The 19,665-nt window shown below is 33.8% G+C and carries 19 protein-coding genes; 6 read left to right on the top strand and 13 right to left on the bottom strand.

The features are described from left to right. Positions 1–172: 172 nt before the first annotated feature. The 6 genes from ACNARN_RS16165 to ACNARN_RS16140 all read left to right on the top strand — a co-directional run bounded on the left by ACNARN_RS16165 (position 173) and on the right by ACNARN_RS16140 (position 6,749). Positions 173–1,204 (top strand): iron ABC transporter substrate-binding protein, encoded by a 1,032-nt coding sequence (locus ACNARN_RS16165; protein WP_198632571.1) that lies wholly within the window; start codon positions 173–175, stop codon positions 1,202–1,204. Continuing rightward, complete coding sequence (locus tag ACNARN_RS16160) at positions 1,201–2,199, top strand: FecCD family ABC transporter permease (protein ID WP_198620566.1); 999 nt, start codon at positions 1,201–1,203, stop codon at positions 2,197–2,199. The genes ACNARN_RS16165 and ACNARN_RS16160 overlap by 4 nt, the downstream gene beginning before the upstream one ends. Continuing rightward, positions 2,196–2,990: an ABC transporter ATP-binding protein gene (locus tag ACNARN_RS16155; RefSeq protein ID WP_416304691.1), complete on the top strand. Its 795-nt coding sequence runs from the start codon at positions 2,196–2,198 to the stop codon at positions 2,988–2,990. Before ACNARN_RS16160 ends, ACNARN_RS16155 begins: the two co-directional genes overlap by 4 nt. Beyond that, a complete protein-coding gene (locus ACNARN_RS16150; protein WP_198626469.1) occupies positions 2,977–3,801 on the top strand; it encodes a class I SAM-dependent methyltransferase in 825 nt (274 codons plus the stop codon). The genes ACNARN_RS16155 and ACNARN_RS16150 overlap by 14 nt, the downstream gene beginning before the upstream one ends. After that, positions 3,798–4,646, top strand: a complete 849-nt coding sequence (modD, locus tag ACNARN_RS16145) for a ModD protein (RefSeq protein WP_198620568.1) — start codon at positions 3,798–3,800, stop codon at positions 4,644–4,646. The genes ACNARN_RS16150 and modD overlap by 4 nt, the downstream gene beginning before the upstream one ends. A 156-nt stretch (positions 4,647–4,802) precedes the next feature. After that, complete coding sequence (locus tag ACNARN_RS16140) at positions 4,803–6,749, top strand: TonB-dependent receptor plug domain-containing protein (protein ID WP_198620627.1); 1,947 nt, start codon at positions 4,803–4,805, stop codon at positions 6,747–6,749. A gap of 98 nt (positions 6,750–6,847) precedes the next feature. Here the strand turns inward: ACNARN_RS16140 and ACNARN_RS16135 are convergent, their stop codons facing one another. The 13 genes from ACNARN_RS16135 to sctN form a co-directional block, all read right to left on the bottom strand. Continuing rightward, on the bottom strand, positions 6,848–7,900 hold the full coding sequence (locus ACNARN_RS16135; RefSeq protein ID WP_416304690.1) for an IpaD/SipD/SspD family type III secretion system needle tip protein: 1,053 nt from the start codon (positions 7,898–7,900) through the stop codon (positions 6,848–6,850). A gap of 152 nt (positions 7,901–8,052) precedes the next feature. Next, on the bottom strand, positions 8,053–9,270 hold the full coding sequence (locus ACNARN_RS16130) for an IpaD/SipD/SspD family type III secretion system needle tip protein (RefSeq protein WP_416304689.1): 1,218 nt from the start codon (positions 9,268–9,270) through the stop codon (positions 8,053–8,055). Positions 9,271–9,273: 3 nt separating this feature from the next. Continuing rightward, positions 9,274–10,107 carry a type III secretion protein gene (locus tag ACNARN_RS16125; RefSeq protein ID WP_416304688.1) on the bottom strand — a complete coding sequence of 278 codons (834 nt, stop codon included), beginning with the start codon at positions 10,105–10,107 and terminating at the stop codon, positions 9,274–9,276. 53 nt (positions 10,108–10,160) lie between these two features. Then, positions 10,161–12,299: a type III secretion system translocon subunit SctE gene (gene sctE / locus ACNARN_RS16120; RefSeq protein ID WP_416304687.1), complete on the bottom strand. Its 2,139-nt coding sequence runs from the start codon at positions 12,297–12,299 to the stop codon at positions 10,161–10,163. Further along, positions 12,292–12,807: a type III secretion system translocator chaperone SicA gene (gene sicA / locus ACNARN_RS16115; protein ID WP_198620572.1), complete on the bottom strand. Its 516-nt coding sequence runs from the start codon at positions 12,805–12,807 to the stop codon at positions 12,292–12,294. The genes sctE and sicA overlap by 8 nt, the downstream gene beginning before the upstream one ends. A 152-nt stretch (positions 12,808–12,959) precedes the next feature. After that, positions 12,960–14,018 (bottom strand): EscU/YscU/HrcU family type III secretion system export apparatus switch protein, encoded by a 1,059-nt coding sequence (locus ACNARN_RS16110; protein WP_416304686.1) that lies wholly within the window; start codon positions 14,016–14,018, stop codon positions 12,960–12,962. Next, positions 14,011–14,784, bottom strand: coding sequence for a type III secretion system export apparatus subunit SctT (gene sctT / locus ACNARN_RS16105; RefSeq protein ID WP_349442924.1), 774 nt, complete (start codon positions 14,782–14,784; stop codon positions 14,011–14,013). Before sctT ends, ACNARN_RS16110 begins: the two co-directional genes overlap by 8 nt. A gap of 5 nt (positions 14,785–14,789) precedes the next feature. Further along, a complete protein-coding gene (gene sctS / locus ACNARN_RS16100) occupies positions 14,790–15,044 on the bottom strand; it encodes a type III secretion system export apparatus subunit SctS (RefSeq protein WP_072069116.1) in 255 nt (84 codons plus the stop codon). Continuing rightward, positions 15,044–15,703, bottom strand: a complete 660-nt coding sequence (locus ACNARN_RS16095; RefSeq protein WP_198626475.1) for an EscR/YscR/HrcR family type III secretion system export apparatus protein — start codon at positions 15,701–15,703, stop codon at positions 15,044–15,046. The genes sctS and ACNARN_RS16095 overlap by 1 nt, the downstream gene beginning before the upstream one ends. A gap of 4 nt (positions 15,704–15,707) precedes the next feature. Further along, positions 15,708–16,631, bottom strand: a complete 924-nt coding sequence (locus ACNARN_RS16090; protein ID WP_198626476.1) for a FliM/FliN family flagellar motor switch protein — start codon at positions 16,629–16,631, stop codon at positions 15,708–15,710. Next, the gene (locus ACNARN_RS16085; RefSeq protein WP_368927890.1) at positions 16,628–17,938 is read right to left on the bottom strand and encodes a hypothetical protein; all 1,311 of its coding nucleotides are present in this window, start codon (positions 17,936–17,938) and stop codon (positions 16,628–16,630) included. The genes ACNARN_RS16090 and ACNARN_RS16085 overlap by 4 nt, the downstream gene beginning before the upstream one ends. Next, positions 17,916–18,380: a type III secretion protein gene (locus ACNARN_RS16080; protein ID WP_198620578.1), complete on the bottom strand. Its 465-nt coding sequence runs from the start codon at positions 18,378–18,380 to the stop codon at positions 17,916–17,918. The genes ACNARN_RS16085 and ACNARN_RS16080 overlap by 23 nt, the downstream gene beginning before the upstream one ends. Further along, positions 18,364–19,665 carry a type III secretion system ATPase SctN gene (gene sctN, locus ACNARN_RS16075; protein ID WP_198620579.1) on the bottom strand — a complete coding sequence of 434 codons (1,302 nt, stop codon included), beginning with the start codon at positions 19,663–19,665 and terminating at the stop codon, positions 18,364–18,366. Before sctN ends, ACNARN_RS16080 begins: the two co-directional genes overlap by 17 nt.

Below are 19,665 nucleotides of genomic sequence, written 5' to 3'. Positions count from 1 at the left end.
GCTGATTATAGCCCTAGGTTATACACTATTTCGAATAAAGTTTTTCAGATGTGTGCCTAGATTTGATTTTGACTGATGATCCCTTGACTTAAGCCAAAGGAAAGATAGTATTCTTCGCTGTATAATAAATGAAATAACGATATCAATATAAAACAATAAACAGCGTGAACCTATGGCGATCCACAGACGACAATTTCTAACTTACCTCGCAACTATTGCGACATTATCGGCACTTCCACATTCGGTAAGAGCCGCAATAACCTCGCGTATTGCAGCACAATTTGGTCATATTCCTGCATCAACCACAATCCATCGTGTGATTAGTGCGGGGCCTCCTACTGATCAATTGTTACTCGCATTAGCGCCTGAAAAATTATTGGGTTTTTCCTCACTTAATTTAGAAAAAAGTCCTTTATTTTCAGATGAACTACGCAAATTACCCCGTTTAGGACGTTTATCAGGGCGAGGAAGTACACTCTCTTTAGAAGCTTTACTGACGTTAGAACCCGATATCATTATTGATAGTGGTAATGTGGATGAAACCTACCGTTCATTGGCGAAGCGTGTCTCTGATCAAACGGGTGTACCTTATGTGTTAATTGATGGCACATTAAAAGATAGCCCAGCTCAGTTACGTCAAACAGGGGCTTTATTAGGTGTTGCTGAAAGAGCAGAAACATTAGCGCAGATTGCAGAGCAATATCTTAGTGATGCTGCGCTTTTTGTATCTGAACAAAAAGAGAGTCCACGTTTTTACCTTGCTCGGGGTGCTAAAGGATTGCAAACGGGTGCAAGAGGCTCTATTCACACAGAAGCCATTGAAGCCTTAGGTTTTGAAAACGTGGTTGATGTTCCTGATTTTACTGGTTTGACTGATGTTTCCCCTGAACAACTGTTAATGTGGAACCCTGAAATTATCATCACACAAGATGAAAATGCCTATCAGCAAATCACTCAAAGTTCTGTATGGAATAGCATTCAAGCCGTTAAAAACAACAAAGTGTTACTGTTTAAAGGATTACCATTTGGTTGGTTAGATGGTCCTCCGGGTATCAACCGTTTAATGGGGATGCGTCGCTTACAAAGTCATTTTGACGTTCGAATAGAAAAACAAACCACTCAAGATCTACAAAATTACTTTGCTCATTTTTACCACACGCAATTAAGTGCTGAACAATGTCAGCAATTGCTGGGGTATTCATGAGTCAATCAGTACGTATCACGCTTTTATTTGCGGTATTTTCCATCGTTGCTTTAATTGCAATCACTAGTGGTAAGTATTCACTTACCGCTAATGAACTGTGGACACTGGTAAGTAATAAATTAATAGGCAATGTGGAATACAGCAGAACTGAAACCGTCTTTTGGCAAATAAGATTTCCCCGTGTTCTTGCGGCAATCTTAATTGGTGGAGGACTCGCTATTGCAGGAGCAGCTTATCAAGGTATGTTCCGTAACCCCTTGGTTTCTCCTGATATTCTTGGCGTTTCATCAGGTGCGGGCGTGGGTGCGGTTTTAGGTATTTTCCTTGGGCAATCGATGTTGTCTATTCAGCTATTTGCCTTTGCAGGCGGTTTGGCAACAGTTGCCTTAGTCTATTTTATTGCAAGGCTTGCTAAACAACACGATCCTGTTCTTTCGCTTGTCTTGGTTGGTATTGCGATTAGTGCATTATGTGGCTCAGCAATTTCATTAATGAAAATTCTCGCTGATCCTTATACGCAATTGCCCTCAATTACCTTTTGGCTTTTAGGGGGGCTTTCGACCATTACGGCTTCTGATTTAATTTCTGTCGCCCCTTTAATGTTGATTGGCTTTATTCCACTGATTTTACTGCGCTGGCGTATGAATATCCTCAGTTTATCTGATGAAGAAGCTAGAGCATTAGGTTTAAATGTCGAAGTGACGCGGCTAGTTTTTATTTTGTCAGCAACATTGATAACCGCAAGTGCCGTTTCTATTGCGGGCATTATTGGCTGGCTAGGCTTAATAGTGCCTCATATTGCAAGATTGTTAGTGGGCGCTAACTTTAGCCAACAACTGCCTGTTTCTTTGCTTGTGGGCGCCATTATGCTGTTAATCACTGACACATTAGCTCGCACTATTGCCAATATCGAACTTCCATTGGGTATTTTAACCTCCGCCATTGGTGCGCCATTCTTCCTAATGTTGTTACTTAGAACAAGGAAAGACGCATGATCATTGCTAATGCAAAAAAGCTCGCCATTGGCTATAAAGGCAAAACCTTAATTAAAGATCTCTCATTCCACATCGAACAAGGGCAAATCATCTGCTTATTAGGCGCAAATGGTTGTGGAAAAACCACACTGATGCGAACGTTGTTAGGGCTAATACCTTGTATTGAAGGTGAGATTAATGTTGCGGGGAAAAAACTAAGTGAGTGGTCACCAACAGAACTTGCCAAAGTGGTGGCTTATGTTCCTCAAGCAACGCATATCCCCTTTTCTTTCAATGTTATCGATATGGTTGTGATGGGACGAGGCGCACATTTATCCTTTTTCTCAATGCCAAGTTCTCAAGATAAAACAATGGCAATGGAAACCTTAGAAATGCTCTCGCTTTCTCATCTTGCTCACCGAACTTTTGATACCTTAAGTGGTGGTGAAAAGCAGATGGTCTTGATTGCTCGTGCTTTAGTACAACAGCCCAAATTACTGATTATGGATGAACCCGCGGCCAGCCTTGATTTTGGTAATCAAATAAAGCTGCTTACCCAAGTTAAGGCACTAAAAACGTTAGGGATCAGTGTTTTTATGTCAACACACCATCCACAACATGCCGCTTCATTGGCTGATGAAGTCATTTTACTGACACCTCATACTCCTGTTTTGCAAAATAGTCCTGAAATTTTGCTAACACCCAACAATTTAGCGCACCTTTATGGTGTAAAACCCACAGATATTCAGGCGCATTTTCACGCCTACTCGGGTAATAACAATGAATATAGGCAAGAATATGAACACCATTGAAACCACGGATTTTGCTGAACTTTATAAAAACCACATGGTACAGGCTGAAAGAACCAAAAAAGAGCCAGAACATTGGGATAAACGTGCTGAAAAAATGGCAGAAACCTGTGCCAATCCTAACGATCCTTATTTAATCAAGTTTCGTGAAATGATGGATTTTACGGGTGCTGAAACCTTACTAGATGTGGGTTGTGGCCCTGGCTCTATCAGCATTCATGTTGCGGATAAATTCAAAAAAGTCATTGGTATTGATTACAGTACAGGCATGCTCACAGTGGCTAAACGTAGAGCAGAACAAGCAGGCATCAATCACGCCGACTTTATCACTTGCTCATGGGAAGATAGCTGGGATGCACTTCCTCGTTGTGATATTGCGGTCGCTTCACGCTCAACGCTCGTGATGGATTTAAAAGCCGCGCTATTAAAGCTTAATCGCCAAGCTAAATTACGTGTTTATACGACACACACCGTATCCCCAACTTTTGTTGATCAACGCATTATTCGCTTACTGGGTCGAGATGTTCCTACGCTACCAACCTACATTTATGCTGTAAATATGCTTAACCAAATGGGCATTCACCCTAAAGTGGATTATATCCGTAGCCGCAATTGTCAAAGCAATTTCAATAGCCTTGAGCAATTTATTGAGGGGATCAACTTCTCCGTAGGGCCTTTAAGTGAAGATGAAATAACACATTTAACGAACTACTATCATGACAGCATTAAAAATGGCGTTTCACTGATTTCGCCTACGCGTGATTGGGCGATGGTTTCTTGGGATGTCGTGCCAGAAAGTGAGTTAACACTATGATTTATTACCCTGATGCCTTTCTTGATAATTTATTGATGGAAGATATTCAGTATGGTGATTTAACAAGTCGCGCCCTGAATATCAGTGATCAATTAGGTACGATGACATTTACACGCCGTGAAGCGGGTTGTGTTAGTGGGATCACGCTAGGTTGCCGTTTATTGGAAAAGTTAGGGTTAGAGGTAAAAGCGCATCGACAAGATGGTGATTTTGCCGATAAAGGTGATTGCTTAATCACCGCGGAAGGTCGAGCCGATGCGCTGCATCAAGGCTGGAAAGTAGTGCAAAATGTGCTGGAGTGGAGTTGTGGTGTTAGTGACTATATGGCAAGAATGCTAGAAATCTATCATCGCTATCAACCTAAAGGGCAAATTGCGTGTACACGTAAAAATATCCCGAATACCAAACTATTAGCAACTCAAGCGATACTTGCAGGCGGTGGTGTTATTCATCGCCAAGGTTGTTCTGAAACAATTTTACTCTTTGCTAATCATCGTCGATTTTTATCAGAGCCAGATAATTGGGCACAGCATGTTAAACAGTTACGCCAAGCGGCACCTGAAAAATGTATCGTGGTAGAAGCTGATGATATTGAACAAGCAAGAGAAGCGTTAAAAGCCCAACCAGATATTTTACAGCTTGATAAATTCTCCGTTGAAGATATTGCTCGGCTTCAATATGAAGCGCCTCAAGTTGCGCCTCAATGCCATCTTTCGTTAGCTGGCGGAATTAACCTGAATACAATTGAAAAATACGCACAAACAGGTATCCATTTAATGGTAACGTCTGCGCCTTATTATGCTCCACCGACAGATATTAAAGTTCGTCTTTACCCAAAAGATTAAATAAAAATAATAACTTATAAGTAAGTATTTACATATTTAATCAATAATAAACAAAACCGAGTGCTAACATATTGTCAGCACTCATTTTATCCATTTATTTTTACGTAATTCGTTATATAAAAATTTATATATAGATTACAAATTGAGATTGGAATGATGAAATTAAAACCTCTATGCTACTGTTTATCTTTTGCTCTATTACCAAGTATTGCAATCGCCGACACCACTTATGGGCAATCAACCCCTGATCTATTAACCGTTTGGAGTAGCCCGATTGCAGCCAATCCAGATGTGTTAACACAAGAACAGATGCTTGAACAAAATAAAGTCAATGCGGCACAAGCTATTGCTACATTACCCGGTGTTGTGATGCAAAAATCGGGCAACCGCAATGAATACACCATTAAAGTGCGAGGCTTTGATAGCCGCCAAGTGCCAGTCTTCTTTGATGGTATTCCAACGTATGTTCCTTATGATGGCAACTTAGACTTAGCCCGCTTTACCACCAATGATCTAGCAAGTATTGAAGTCAACAAAGGCTATACCTCATTACTACAAGGCCCTAACTTAATGGGTGGCGCTATCAATATCACTACCGCATCACCGAAAAAACCTTTAGAAGGGAGTATTGCTTACTCACAAGGTTTTGCACGCGGTGCCGATTACGCCCATAACATGAGCGCACGTTTAGGCGCACGTAATGATTTAGGTTTTATTCAAATCAGTGGTAGCCAATTAAAGCAACGCTTTACCCCAATTCCGGGCGCTGATGAAAATAATCAAGCAGCCGGTACACATGGACGCCGTGATAATTCGGCAACAGATGATAAACGTGGCATGATCAAAGTGGGTTGGACGCCACGCGCTTCTGACGAATATACCCTGACTTATGTAAAACAAGACGGTGAAAAAAATAGCCCGCCGTCAACATTAGGTAAAGGTAAATTTAAATATTGGGCATGGCCGGATTACAACAAAGAGAGCTATTACTATAGCGGCGTAACACAAATCACAGACAGTATTAATCTACAAAGCCGTGCTTATCACGATAAATTCGAAAATACCCTCTATATGTATCCGAAAAAAGGTGACACACCTGACTATAGCCACTATGACGACTACAGCACGGGCGCTGCATTGCAATTAGGTATTGATACTCGAGACAGTGACCTACTCTCTTTTGCCGCACATTGGAAAGATGACGTTCACCGCGCTCAAAAAGAGAAAGGTGGCGATTGGATGCGTTATAAAGACAGAACATGGTCTTTAGCCACAGAATACCAATGGGTTGTCACCAATGATCTCGATTTAGTGGGTGCCATTAGCTATGACTGGCGTGATAGTGTTGATACCGATAAAGGGGCTGATGACAACAAGCAAACGGCTTTTAACTGGGAAATGATGGCGAAATATTCTTTAGCCAATGATGATGCAGTCCGCTTCTCCGTATCTGATCGTAGTCGCTTCCCGACGCAAAAAGAACGTTACACTACTGAAAAACCCAAAGATGGCTCAAAAGGGATTATTAACCCAGATTTAGATCCGGAACGTGCATTATCGTTTGATCTGACCTATGAAGGGCACATTACTGATAAATGGGGTTACCAAACCAGCATTTACTACAACCGTGTCAGTGATGCAATTATGGCACACACAGTTTATCGTGATGGCAAAGCATTTTTCCAAAACCAAAATAGTGGACGCATCGACTATGTAGGTCTTGATTTAGGCACGAAAGGCAACGTCACTGATTGGTTAGAACTTGGTGTAAACTATAGCTATATTCACAGTGACCCGAAAAAAATCGAACATATTGAAGGCTTACCAAAACATAAAGCCTATATGTGGATAACGTTTATTCCAGTAGAACACGTTCGCTTTACTGTTATGGAAGAAGCGCAAGGTTGGACATATAACCGTATTGATGAAGATGACAAACTCGCAGGCTATGCAAAAACCGATCTACGTTTAGATTATGACTTTGGTTATGGTGTTTCTGCTAATGCCTCTGTCAATAACTTATTCGATAAGTCTTACGAGTATACACAAGGCTATATGGAAGACGGCCGTAATTACTGGTTAGGTATTGAATATAAATTCTAATTTATTTTCTATAAATTTAAGAGCTGATATTTATTTTAATATCAGCTCTTTTCGTCCCTAAAATAACTTTACTTTCCATAATGATACTCTAAATATAATTAAAATCGTAAAAAACCTTTTGCCATTTCTAATAAAGTATTCATAGTACTACTCACTATTTTTACAAAATTATCATAATTACTATTGGCTGCACTGTATTTTTTTGATAATTCATCTAAATTAGTATTAACTCTCTTTTCTAAGGCATCAAGAGTCTTTTTAAATAAGTCGAACTCTGTTTGTAACATATATTTATTGTCTTTACTTCTATCAAAAACTTCCTTCATAAACTTATCTAAATCAGAAAAATCAATTACTGCAATAAATACATTATCCACATCAGGTGCTACAGATTGATTATTTCTATAACTATTAATTCCTTTAACACCTTTGAGTAAATCCTCAATTGATCTTAATGCTTTATCTAATTGCTCTTCATTACTATAATAGATCTTATTTCCATCAATAGTTCTCAAATATTGCTCATTATCTTGATGTTGCCCAAATACCCGATGATAAAAGAAAAAATGGTCACCCTGTGTACCATTTTGATATTTATCCTTGACTTTACTTAATTCATCATAGAATGATTTGAAATAAACATGAATATAGCCATCTTTACTACCAGCAATAGTATTTTGACTTAGTGTCGATAAAGCTTCCCTTAAGTCCTTAATATATTCCATATATTTAGAAAAAACATCTTTTAGAACATCTAAATAATCTTCCTTACCTGAAATAATTGAGTTTTTCACCTCGTTAAATAAATCACTTAATGAATCTGTTGGATAACTGTCATTTGATTGCGCATTTTCTATTGCACGAGAAGCATAACTAATTTCATTTAAACTTTTCTTTTGATTAATATTATTTTTTACATATTGTTCATCAAGGTAAAAACCTTTTTCTTTACTAGAGAGGTGTTCAAATTTATTATCATCTTTAACATCATTAAGAGATAATTCTTGATACTCTCTTTTCACATCTTCTAATAAAAAATTTGTATTATTTAAAAACTCTTCCTGATTATGTACTATCGCATTATAGGATTTATTTTCTATATGTGATTTATTGTTACTTTTAGATACATCAAAATTAATAGCAGTAGCCATAACATTAACCTTTTATATAAAAATAAAAGAAGTTGTTTCAAGAAAAAATTAAAACTAATATTTTAACAAAACTTAAAACAACACATAAACGTTAGCACTATTGGGCTATTTTCTCTAAAAATATAAACTTTACTTTTAATCTCTATAAAAAATTAAAATCGTAAAAAACCTTTCGCCATTTCTAATAATGTATTCATTGTACTGCTCACTATTTTAACAAAATTATCATAATTGCTATTTGCTGAGCTGTATTTTTTAGAGAGTTCATCAAGATTAGAATTCATTCTCTTTTCTAATGAATCAAGCGATTTTTTAAATAAATCAAATTCAGTTTGTAAAACATTTTTATATTTTACTTCTTCTTTTTTATTTTCATTATCTGCTTTTATCTTTCTCATTTCTTCTTCAATATCAAAACCAGGTTTAACTAAACCAAATAAAGATGTATTATCATAAAGTAGTTGTTTTCTTTTTTTCTCTATCTCAGCGTCCGATAATACGCCATCCATAGAAATATCAGTATTTATTTTTTCCAAGAGATTATCAAGATCATCAAAATCGATATGGCCAATAAAATTAAATTCAATATTATTTTTTATTTCTAATGAGTGATTTTCTTTTATTACCTTAATGCCTTTTATATCTTTTAATAATTTTTCTATTGCATTTAATGATTGATAAACTTGTTCTTTCTCTTTATAACTTATTAAATACCCCCCTAATTTTCTAATGTAACTCCCATCATTTTGACATTCAAATAAAAGTTTAGTGTAAAAAAATGATTTCTCTCCTAATTTTTCATGATAACTTTTTTTAACATTCTCCAATACTTTTTTAAGTTCAATATAATTAATTGCAATACACCCATCTTTCTTACCCGCTTTGGTATATTGGGTAATGGATGTTATTGCTGCTCTTAAGTCCCTTACATAATCCATATAATTGGAAAAAACATCCTTTAGAATATCTAAATAATCATTTTTACCTACAACGATTGATTGCTTAACTTCATAAAAAAAATCACTTAATGAATCAGTAGGATAACCATGATTTGGACGTACATCTTTTATAATGGGTTCTAATTTTTTTATAGAGCTTAAACATTGATTATGAAAAATAATATTTTTATCATATTGTGCAGAGAGAGAAACATATATTTCCCTCTCTGTTTTTCCTTTTAAATTATTACAATCAATCCAGTTATCAAGATCAAAATCTTTTTTTTCTCGCCTTATATTTATTAATAACTCTTTCATATCATCTAAAACATGTTTTTCATTTTTAGATGTAGAAACAATATCATTATCTGAAAAATAGATTTTTGAATGACTTGCTATATTAGACATCCCTGAATCAATAGCTTTAGCCATAAATTATCCTCTTACATTCGAACCAATTGCAGAAGCAGCATCCTGCTGCGCATGAATAATTGCTTCAATGGCTTGTAACAATGCTTTTATCACTTCCGTTACTTCGCGTTGCATCTCGTTATTATTATTAATGACATGATTATTAATACTTCCTCTTGCTTCCAATACTTTCTGTTTACCATCCAGTACAATTCCTTGAGACTGCAAAGTTTGGTCTGCTACTCTAGCTAAAGGGTCCGCAGTTGAAGTCACTAAGTTACCGGTGATCATCGTTGGGTTAGAATGACCAATAAGATCTTTCCCCATCCCTTTAATTGAAACAAAAGCCCCCATGCCATGAACTGCCATTGAAATACCCGCACTCGTAATTGCGGCACCAATCATAATATTGGCTTTTTTATTAAGATTATCTTTTATTTGATCAGCCATATTTAATTCAATATTCATCAGCATCACGCCCATTTCTCTGGATGCTTCGAACTTTTTAATCATTGCTTCTAAATACTTAACAATCAAATTGATTAATTTCATCATATCCGAAGATACAAAATTAAACATACCTAAACTTTCTGTTTTTATATGATCATAAATATCATTATCGTTATCAACTTCGAGTGATTTTAATATCTTTTTTATATCCGGTGTTTTTACTTCTGGTTCAGTTAGAATTGGCTTTGATATGCTTTTTGCTTTTTCTAAAATACTATTTAATCTATTATCAATATCTTTACTTAAACTCTCTAAATTTTCTTTACTTAATTTTCCATCATTAATAAAATCTTTATTCCCACTGACTTCATTAAGTTCAGACTTATAGTTATTATAATAAATTATCATTACTTACTTTAATATTCATATTCATATTAACTCCTTAATAAAAATAAATTTTATTAAATAGATATATTTCTGATCATATCTGATTTAGTTCGATTACTTATAGAAGATTTTTCACTCATATTTTTTAAAATTTCAGTGATGGTATCGATATTCTCATGATAACTTTCCATTATCTTATCCATTAGCTTTTGAATAAGATTTAATATGGCATCTAATTTTTTACTATCAGCGACAGATTGCATAATTTTTGCAGAAAGAACACTACTATAAATATTAACTGCATTTGTTGCTGTTGCATTGGCTAACTTAGAAATAACTACGGTTCTGTTTAACATAACACCTGCTTTCTGACTGAACTCTTTAGCAAGTAGTTTATTAATTTTCTTCATGGCTTCTTCAAGTGCTTGAACAATGATTTCTTTAATCATTTTTCCCATCATAAGTTCAAGTGCTTCATTGAAGACTCTTTTCAACATATCTCTGACTTGTTGATTAACAATTTTCTTGGCTACATTGGTTATACCATTTACAGCTGGACCAACAACAAAACTTAATGCAATTGCGGCAATAAATAAAACCGCGGTAATTAAAGCCTTAAGTCCCATTTTTAATTTATCTTGTATTGAGTTTTTTATATCCTCAATGATTTTTTTATCTATACCTAATTTCTTTAATGCATCTAAAGAGCCATAAATCATATCCGCTAGAAAATCGACCACCTTATCTAAAGCCTCCATCAAAGCTTCAGTAAGAGGTTGCATTAATTCATCCATAAACGATGTGCCATGTATCGCTTGATACACTTCATCTGCAATAGTTAATGCAGCATCGGCGACCATTAATACAACTGCAACCGCCATTAAAGCCATGGAAGCGCCTGCCGTAAAAATAGAAGCAACACCCGCAACGATGGCTAATAATCCAGCTAACAGCTTCAAACCAATACCTGCCCAAAATTGGATTTCTTCTTGCTTTTTTATTTGAGCTTTTTGATCGTCAATTTTTTCTTTAAGTGATTTTTCCGTCACTTCTTGCATTTCCTCAAAGAGCGCTTGTTCATTTTCAGAACGTTGCAACATTACTTTGAGTGTTAATTCACGTGTTTTCGCTAATAAGAAAGTTAATAATGCCATTCCTGATAAGGAGTCTGACATTATTTCAAGTTCTAATGCACTTTGAGTAGATGTAAGGACTCTATAGGTTTCTCTGATTTCATCTAAATTTGTTTTTATTGATGTATTTTCTTTTTTATTTATTAAGGCTTTTAATTCGTCCTTATGTGAAGTGATCTGATTAATTCTATCTTCACTAATAGAAACATTAGGCATATATTTAAAAGTATTATCAAAAAAATCAGATAACGTACTGTATAATTTATCTAAATCATCTAACGATAATTTAGAAATATCATCTGGTAAATTCAAAAATGGAAATGCTTTTTTAAGTGAATTTTCCATATCACTTTTAGAGTTAATATTTCCTGATAATAAATCTTTAATTAATGACCTAGGAATATTATTATTTTTTAAGAATTTTTCGACTTCAGCTTCTGTTTTGAATTTATTCGATTTAATTTGACTATCGATTTCCATCCAATAATCAACATAAGCATCTTTACTATTCTTTATAGTATCTAGAACAGAGTTAAATTTTTCTTTTAAGCCATCAATGCCTTGAGCTAATTTATTTAGCTTATCTATATAATAATCAAGCTTATCTGGATCTTTAATTTTATCTAAAACATTCTGATGAATGGCATTCTGATAAGAGAGTTGTAAAAATAAAAAATCATAATCTTTCGTCGATTTTTTATTCTCTGATTGACTTGGTGCTGAGAATGCTAAAGAGGATTTTTGATTTTGAGATATATCTAGTTTGTTACCTTTTTCTTGGCTATAAGCAGCCTTGTCATTTTCTTTTTTATTTTGTTGAGAAAAAACATTGATTTTATACTGCACATCATTTTGAACATTAATTCTTTGATTATTTTTCTTCTGCTCAATAGGTGCTCTAAGAGCAGGTGCAGAAATTTTATTTTCTTTATCTTTAATTTGTGAAGATACAATATGCTCATTTACAGTATTAATTCTTTGAGCTTGCTGTGTCGTATTTATAGTGACATTTTCTACCTCCTTAGAAGGTAGAGGTGTAGAAAATATAATTTTATCATTAACCTTATTAATATCATTCATACTGTTCTTCCTTATCTGCATTAAGAACAACAAGAGGAATATCTTTTAATGATTCTAAATAAACATTGGCTCTTTCTTTGATAGATTGATCGTTAATCTTTTCTGAAACTTGATTAAAACAATATTTTGCTTTTTCTTTTTCACCAAGCGATAAATTACATTGCCCAGCATAGAAGACAGGTCGATAATCATTTTTCGCATTGAGATAAGCTAAAGCATAAAGATCAATTGCCGCTTGATACTGTTTTTTCAATTGTTTAACAGCAGCAAGCCCCATAATGTAATCAACATTATAAAAATCGTAGAGACACAAAAATTTGAAAATTGCTTCGGCCTCATCCAGTTTTCCTTTCTGGTAAAAGTCATAAGCAAATGAATAGATTCCTTCCATAAATCCTTCTGGGATAGCGCCTTCGTCCTTGAGTGATGTCCCGTTCTGAACAATAGAAACAATGTAGTTTGCTAATTGATCAAGTTCATTTTCTGACATTTTTTTATATACTGACATGATGTTAATCCTTTCATCGATGATGAATAATTAATAATGAAATTCTAATTTAATCATTAATTAATTACTTTAATAAAACATACGCCTATATTTATAAAAATAAATACATTATTTTTATAATTAAAATATATATGCGCTAGGTTGATTTATTACTAATTTATATAGTCCATTTCTTCTCTTAATAATCCTTCAATTTCTATTTTCTTAAGCCAAATAAGAATATCCATAACATCTAATAAATCTTGATCTATCATTACATCAAATAAATGATATTTATGATAAATTTTTCTCGCCAGTTCAGGATAACGAACAACTGGTGTTCCTACTTTTTTAGCATAAGCTTTCACCGCCAATGCTTTATCATTAATACAGCTCAATGAAACTAAAGGCATAATGCCATTATCAGGATCAAAATAGATACCAACAGCCACATGGGTTGGATTGACAATAACAGCAGATGAATCTCGAATTACTTTTTTCATCGGTTCATCAAGCAATTCTTGATGAAACTGTCGACGAGTTGATTTTATTTCTGGATCGCCTTCCATATTTTTATATTCTTGCTTAACTTCATGTTTTTCCATCATCATATCTTTCATAAAGATAAAGAAATCAGCAATAATATTTAAAATAAGAATAGGTATTGAAAGAATAAAAAATATAAATACAAAATTAACGACGAGTGAACACCATTTATCAACAACAACATTTAAATCAGAGCGGTATAATATAAATATTTCCTTACCATGTAAAATAATAAAAACATAACAAGTAATTAAAAATATAACTATAAATAATAATGTTTTTAATAAATCTTTTATTGTTCTTATACTAAATATTTTTTTAAATCCTGAAATTGGATTGATATGATTAAGATCAATCTTAATAGCTTCAGTTGCAAGTTTAAAACGCGAACTAAATAAAGAAGGAATAGCACCAGATAAAAAAGCTACAACAAGTATCGGCAAAACAATATCAAAGAATAGTTTTGATATCACATCGACGTAACTCTTTAATGTAATATTTGTTGGATGAAGTAAAAGAGATTGATAAAAACGACTAAATTCACCTAAATCAACTTGATGAAATAAATACATAACACCGATAAGATAAACAAGTCCTGACGTTAACTCTTTACTCTTAAAACTTTGCCCTTTTTTTGCAGAGTCATCGAGTTTTTTCTGAGTGGGTTTTTCTGTTTTTTCAGCCATGATAAATACTCATAAAGATCGTATAAAAGTATCTATTATTAAAAAATGCATAAAGTTCTGTGGTCATCGCCGAAGTAAAGAAAAGAAGTAATGATATAAAGGCAATAATTCCTTTTATACATAATGACAGTGAAAATGCATTTAGTTGAGGACAAAATAGAGAATAAACACCTAGTGCAACTTCACTTAAAAACATAATAATCAGTACGGGTGAGACTAAAACAAGCGCAGTATGAATCATGCTATTAAGCCAGTGCCCAATAAAAGAGTAACCAATTTCTTTGTTAAAATAACCAATGGGAAATACGTCATAGCTATCTTTTATCGTAGTCATCAATAAGGTTAAGCCACCTGTCGATAAAAAATAGGCAGCACAAAATAAACCCGTTAATGAAGCGAATTCAGAAGATTCAATTCCCGTAGTTGGGTTAATAGTATCCCCAATACTAGCGCCCCGTTGGTTATCCACAAACTCGCCAAATGCAGACGCGATCCAAAATGGAGTAGCAAAAAGAAGCCCTATTAAAACGCCAAGAAGTAATTCACTTAATAATATAATTTCCCATATATTTCTTACTTCATCTGTAATAATAATGCTGGGTCTAATTCCCATAGCAATATAAAAAATAATAATATATTTTAATAATTGGCTATTAAGAACTCGACTATTTAAAAAAGGAATAAAAAGAAAGATAGGAAATAATCTTGCAACAAGTAAAAAAAGATCGATTAAATAAGTCTGTATATACCCTAGCAGTATTAACATATTATTTATCCTGCAAATCCTAACGTCATCATCTCTTTTGCATACACTAATATTTTATCGCCCATCCAACCCATAGTGACTAATAAGCAAACAAAAACACCAACAAGTTTTACACCAAAAGGTAATGTTTGTTCTTGGATTTGTGTAATGGTCTGTAATAAGCCAATCGCCAATCCAATAAATGTCGCAATGGCAATAGGTCCCGCTGAAAGTAATATCACTAAATAAACGGCTTTATTAGCCGCATAAACCATATCCATTACCTTACCGCCATGAGTTCAAGATATTGATTAATTAGTCCTTTAGCTAAGAGAGTCCAACCATCCATAGCGATAAATAAAATTAATTTTAACGGCACTGATAATGTGACTGGGCTCATCATCATCATCCCCAGCGCTAATAAAATACAAGAAACAACTAAATCAATAACAATAAAAGGTAGATAAAGATAAAAACCAATAATAAAAGCAGACTTTATTTCACTTAATGCATATGCGGGAAGCAGTGATAACAACGATTTTTCTATATTTTCTTTCTCGCCATAGCTATCAGGTCGGTTTCCTTGTGCTTGTTCAAAAAAATCTAATAACTCAGGATCAGAATATTTGTATAAATATTGTTTATATTCCCCTAATGCATCGTCAGAAAATCGCTCAAAAGAATCAGGAGAAGTTATATCAACCGGGTTTTCAATAAGATAATGATAGGTATTTTTTGCTATTGGTGTCATAACAAACAAAGCCATCATTAATGCAATCGCATTGAGTACCATATTAGAAGGCACTTGCTGAACACCTAAAGCATTACGAGTCATCACAAGTACGATAGAGAATTTTAAGTAGCAGGTTCCGGCAGCAATAATAAAAGGAGCTAATGTTGCTAGTGCTAACGTTAAAATGAGCGTCGTTGAGCTTTCCATATATTTAATCTTGCTGTAAATGGGAACGTTGAATTTCTACAGCTAATCGCTCACCCACTTTAATTAATTCCCCTTGAGCAATAGCAACACCATTAACAACTAATGTAATCTGTCGTGAAGCATTATCAGGTAATATAATTTGTTGTCCTGGGGCTAGTTTTTCAATTTCTTCAATAGATAATACTTTACTTGCGAGTAAAAAAGACAAGGTGATGGGAATAGTACCAATTGATTTTAAATCCTCATTTTCTTGTGTCGCTGTATTTGTATCAATATCTTCAATTAATGCTTCTTCCTCTACCTCATTAGCTAGTAACTCTTCATCTAAAACCACCGTGTTTTCTCCTTCTTGCCATTGATAACGCATCCATTTTTTTTCACCAATAATAAGTGAAGAATCAATGCTATCAATCAACACAATATCCCCCAAAGAAAGGGTTTTTAATAACGAAACGGTCATTTTGCTATTACCAAGCTGGAATTGAGCAATAGCATTTATTTTATTTTTTGAAGATAACATCCATTCATAATGCCCCTCAAAAGAGCAAATAAATACATCTCCTATTGAGGTATTTACAACGGGATAGCTAACTTCTTTTTGCTCTCCTAAACAGATATTTTCTACCGCTACTGACATCTCTTCTTTCGAAAAAGGAAACAATAATTGTGAACATTTCTGTGAGAATAGAACGCGAAGATAAGCTTCTGGAACCTGCTCCCAATCTATTTTTTTTTCAGAATACAGGCTATCCATGACTTGGTTAACGGCAATAAGCCCTGTAAATGAACCTAATGTATTTTTACCTTTTATTTTAAAATAATAAGCAGAAGTGATCGGCAATTGAGCTTCATATAAAGAAGATAGAATATTCATTGAATCGCTATTTTGATCTTGAGTAATACTTTCTTTAACATCTGATAAGATCATTTTTCATCTTCTTTATCATTGGAAGGATCAATTGCATTAATCTGCCAATGAGAATTATCATTTTCTAATGAAAGCGCTAATCGTCCTTGATATTGATTAAAATTGTCTAAAGAGGACTGATAAACGCGTCCAGTAGAAGCAATCAATTCGATCTTTTTATTGATATCAAAATTAACTTTCATCTGATGAAGCTCACTTCCCCATTTTTTAAAAACATAAGTAATACTAGGAGGTTGAGTCATCTTTGATACTTCTTTATAAAGAAGACTTAAAGCGGGTATATCAAGCAGTTTTTTATCAATTAAGGGTTCTTGTATTTTCTGTTGATATTCTGGCTTTATATTATTAAATATAGATATATTACTAACTTCTTCTTTTACTTTTTTTTCATCCAATTTATCTATATTCGAATTTCGTTTTTCAGTATTAAATGAAAGACTATTTTTCTCTATTTCATTACTCTTTGAATGACTATTTTTATGGGCTGAATGATCTAATTTTTCTATTAGGTCATTTTGAATACCCAATGTATTCTCTTTTATTTTAAATGCAGTATTATCTTTAGAAAAAGAGCGTTCTTCCCCATAGGAATACTGTTTATTCTCTGTATTGTTCTCTATGTTGTTTTCTACTTGTTTTTCATTGTTCTTGATAAATTTATGAGTTTTAATTTTATTATCTATTTCTTCTACATTATGATTAATAACTTTATTTTTCTCTACACTTTTTACTTTCTGATTGACGACTTTCCTTTCATCAAGCAAACCTGCCCCATTAATATCTAATTTATTTTCCTTTTTGCCATCAGAAGCACCAACACTTATGTCTTTACTTGATTTAAGATCATTCGTAACTTTTAAATTACTCTCTACCGTTATCTTATGAGAAACAGGTATTTTTTTACTTTCATGATTAGATAGTGATTTTTTTTCTATTTTCACTTGCTTTGCATGAACGCAAATTTGTGAATATATTTTCCTTTGTGTTAATAATAGTCCTTCTAAATTTAAAAAATCGGTTTCATCCTTTTTATCCTTTTCGTCTTTAGTTTTTGTTTTATTGGAATTTATTTTTAGATGACTTTTTAGGTCAATATCATCCTTATGATTTAGATGATAAAAGTCATCTAGTTTTTGTTTTATCTTACTGACATTTTCAGAAGAAACACTCTCATTATCAGTCATTGATAATTCTAAATCAGTAGAAGAAAGTGATGATTTTTTAGAAAAAACAGACTTATTTTCACTAATTCTTTCATTTGATAAATTTGTATTTAAGATAACATTATCTGTCTTTATTAATATCATACAATACCATCTCCTGTATTTCGTTCTGTTCTAATCTTTCAATATATAACTCTTTTTTTAATGCTTTTCTTTCAAGATAAAGCTTCATTTTCTTTTGTTTTTTGATCACCACTTCCCTTTCTTTTTGTAACTTTAGACTTCCTTTTTTTAATTTATCTAATTGATACTCTATTTCCTTAATTTGAGTAATGGAAATATTCAATGACGCTAAGACAATAGCTTGTTTACGTTTTTGTTGATTTAACGAAAGCGTTGAATAATGCCCCACTCTTTCATACATAGGGATTTCATTTTCTAGCGCAGAAGCTAATCGCATTTGTTCTTTTTTCTTATCTTCAGCCTCTTTTATTAACTGTTGATGCTTTTGTTGCTCTCTTTCTATTCTTTGCTGGCGCTTAGCAATAGCATTCATCAATACCTGTTGATTAAGAGGTAAGCGCATAAAGTTGGTTCAAAGTTTGTTGAAAATCGGCTTTTTCTTTGAAGGATTGAACAAGAAACGCCTCTATTGCTGATTGTTTATTTACAGCAAGATCGTTTAATTCATTTTCACCTACACGATATTCACCCACCTCTTGTAATAATTTAATATCCTGTAAACGCATCAATATTTGTCTTATTTTCAATGCTGCTTTTTGTTGCTCAACATGGGTTATTTGCTGAAAAATACGGCTCACACTGCCTAAAATATCAATCGCAGGATAATGACCCGAAGCGGCAATTTTTCGTGAAAGATAGATATGTCCATCTAAAATAGAACGAATTTCTTCTCCTATGGCATCTGGTTCATCATCACTTTCAAGCAAGACAGTGTAAAATGCCGTGATTGAACCTTTTTCAGTCACTCCAGGTCTTTCTAGGATCGCGGGTAATTTATCAAAGACAGAAGCAGGATAACCTTTACGAACAGGAAGTTCGCCAGCCGTAAGAGCGACATCCCTTAAAGCTCGACAATAACGTGTCATTGAGTCAATAAATAATACGACATTCTTGCCTTGTTCTCGGAAGTATTCAGCAACTGTGGTGGCAACTAATGCTGCGTTACAACGCTCTATTGCGGGTTGATCTGAAGTTGAGCAAATTAATACTGTTTTTTCGCATCGTTTATCTGCTTTTAATTCCTCGACAAACTCTGTGATTTCACGCCCTCTTTCACCAATTAACCCGATAACAAAAACATCGGCTTGAGAAAAACGGATAAACATATTCATAAGCATTGTTTTACCCGTTCCTGCACTGGCAAAAATTCCCATTCGTTGCCCTAATCCACAACTTAATAATCCATCAACTGCACGAACACCTGATTCAAAAATTGTAGTGATAGGTCGTCTTTCACTAAATAAGGGAGGATGACCATCAATAGGTAAATATGAATAGAAGTTTTCTTCTTCCATTTTTTTATTACTAAAGCGTAATAAATAGTTACCTTTAATATCAATCATACTCCCTAAAACATTAGGGCTTAAAGCGACTGAAAAAGCATTTCCCGTCGGTACTACGATTATTTGCAAAGAATAACCTTGCGAACTTCCCATCATACTTAAAATCGTAATACCATTACGGAAACCAATCACTATCGCTTCACCAATAATTTGACCATTAATGATGGGATCTTTTAATAGACAAATTTCTCCAATAAATACATCACGTAGCATGACTTCAAGAATATTACCTTGTATTCGCATAGGATGAGCCGCGTGATGAAATATTGAAAATGTGTTATTCAT

Source organism: Proteus sp. TSJ240517, from assembly GCF_047921575.1.
Lineage (GTDB): Bacteria > Pseudomonadota > Gammaproteobacteria > Enterobacterales > Enterobacteriaceae > Proteus.
Note: the sequence above shows the minus strand (reverse complement) of the source record. Positions and strands in the feature narration are given on the sequence as shown.

Bases quoted from the DNA above. Each gene is read 5' to 3' on its own strand.
- ACNARN_RS16165 (WP_198632571.1), top strand. From the start codon at position 173: ATGGCGATCCACAGACGACAATTTCTAACTTACCTCGCAACTATTGCG.
- ACNARN_RS16160 (WP_198620566.1), top strand. From the start codon at position 1,201: ATGAGTCAATCAGTACGTATCACGCTTTTATTTGCGGTATTTTCCATC.
- ACNARN_RS16155 (WP_416304691.1), top strand. From the start codon at position 2,196: ATGATCATTGCTAATGCAAAAAAGCTCGCCATTGGCTATAAAGGCAAA.
- ACNARN_RS16150 (WP_198626469.1), top strand. From the start codon at position 2,977: ATGAACACCATTGAAACCACGGATTTTGCTGAACTTTATAAAAACCAC.
- modD (WP_198620568.1), top strand. From the start codon at position 3,798: ATGATTTATTACCCTGATGCCTTTCTTGATAATTTATTGATGGAAGAT.
- ACNARN_RS16140 (WP_198620627.1), top strand. From the start codon at position 4,803: ATGAAATTAAAACCTCTATGCTACTGTTTATCTTTTGCTCTATTACCA.
- ACNARN_RS16135 (WP_416304690.1), bottom strand. From the start codon at position 7,900: ATGGCTACTGCTATTAATTTTGATGTATCTAAAAGTAACAATAAATCA.
- ACNARN_RS16130 (WP_416304689.1), bottom strand. From the start codon at position 9,270: ATGGCTAAAGCTATTGATTCAGGGATGTCTAATATAGCAAGTCATTCA.
- ACNARN_RS16125 (WP_416304688.1), bottom strand. From the start codon at position 10,107: ATGATAATTTATTATAATAACTATAAGTCTGAACTTAATGAAGTCAGT.
- sctE (WP_416304687.1), bottom strand. From the start codon at position 12,299: ATGAATGATATTAATAAGGTTAATGATAAAATTATATTTTCTACACCT.
- sicA (WP_198620572.1), bottom strand. From the start codon at position 12,807: ATGTCAGTATATAAAAAAATGTCAGAAAATGAACTTGATCAATTAGCA.
- ACNARN_RS16110 (WP_416304686.1), bottom strand. From the start codon at position 14,018: ATGGCTGAAAAAACAGAAAAACCCACTCAGAAAAAACTCGATGACTCT.
- sctT (WP_349442924.1), bottom strand. From the start codon at position 14,784: ATGTTAATACTGCTAGGGTATATACAGACTTATTTAATCGATCTTTTT.
- sctS (WP_072069116.1), bottom strand. From the start codon at position 15,044: ATGGATATGGTTTATGCGGCTAATAAAGCCGTTTATTTAGTGATATTA.
- ACNARN_RS16095 (WP_198626475.1), bottom strand. From the start codon at position 15,703: ATGGAAAGCTCAACGACGCTCATTTTAACGTTAGCACTAGCAACATTA.
- ACNARN_RS16090 (WP_198626476.1), bottom strand. From the start codon at position 16,631: ATGATCTTATCAGATGTTAAAGAAAGTATTACTCAAGATCAAAATAGC.
- ACNARN_RS16085 (WP_368927890.1), bottom strand. From the start codon at position 17,938: ATGATATTAATAAAGACAGATAATGTTATCTTAAATACAAATTTATCA.
- ACNARN_RS16080 (WP_198620578.1), bottom strand. From the start codon at position 18,380: ATGCGCTTACCTCTTAATCAACAGGTATTGATGAATGCTATTGCTAAG.
- sctN (WP_198620579.1), bottom strand. From the start codon at position 19,665: ATGAATAACACATTTTCAATATTTCATCACGCGGCTCATCCTATGCGA.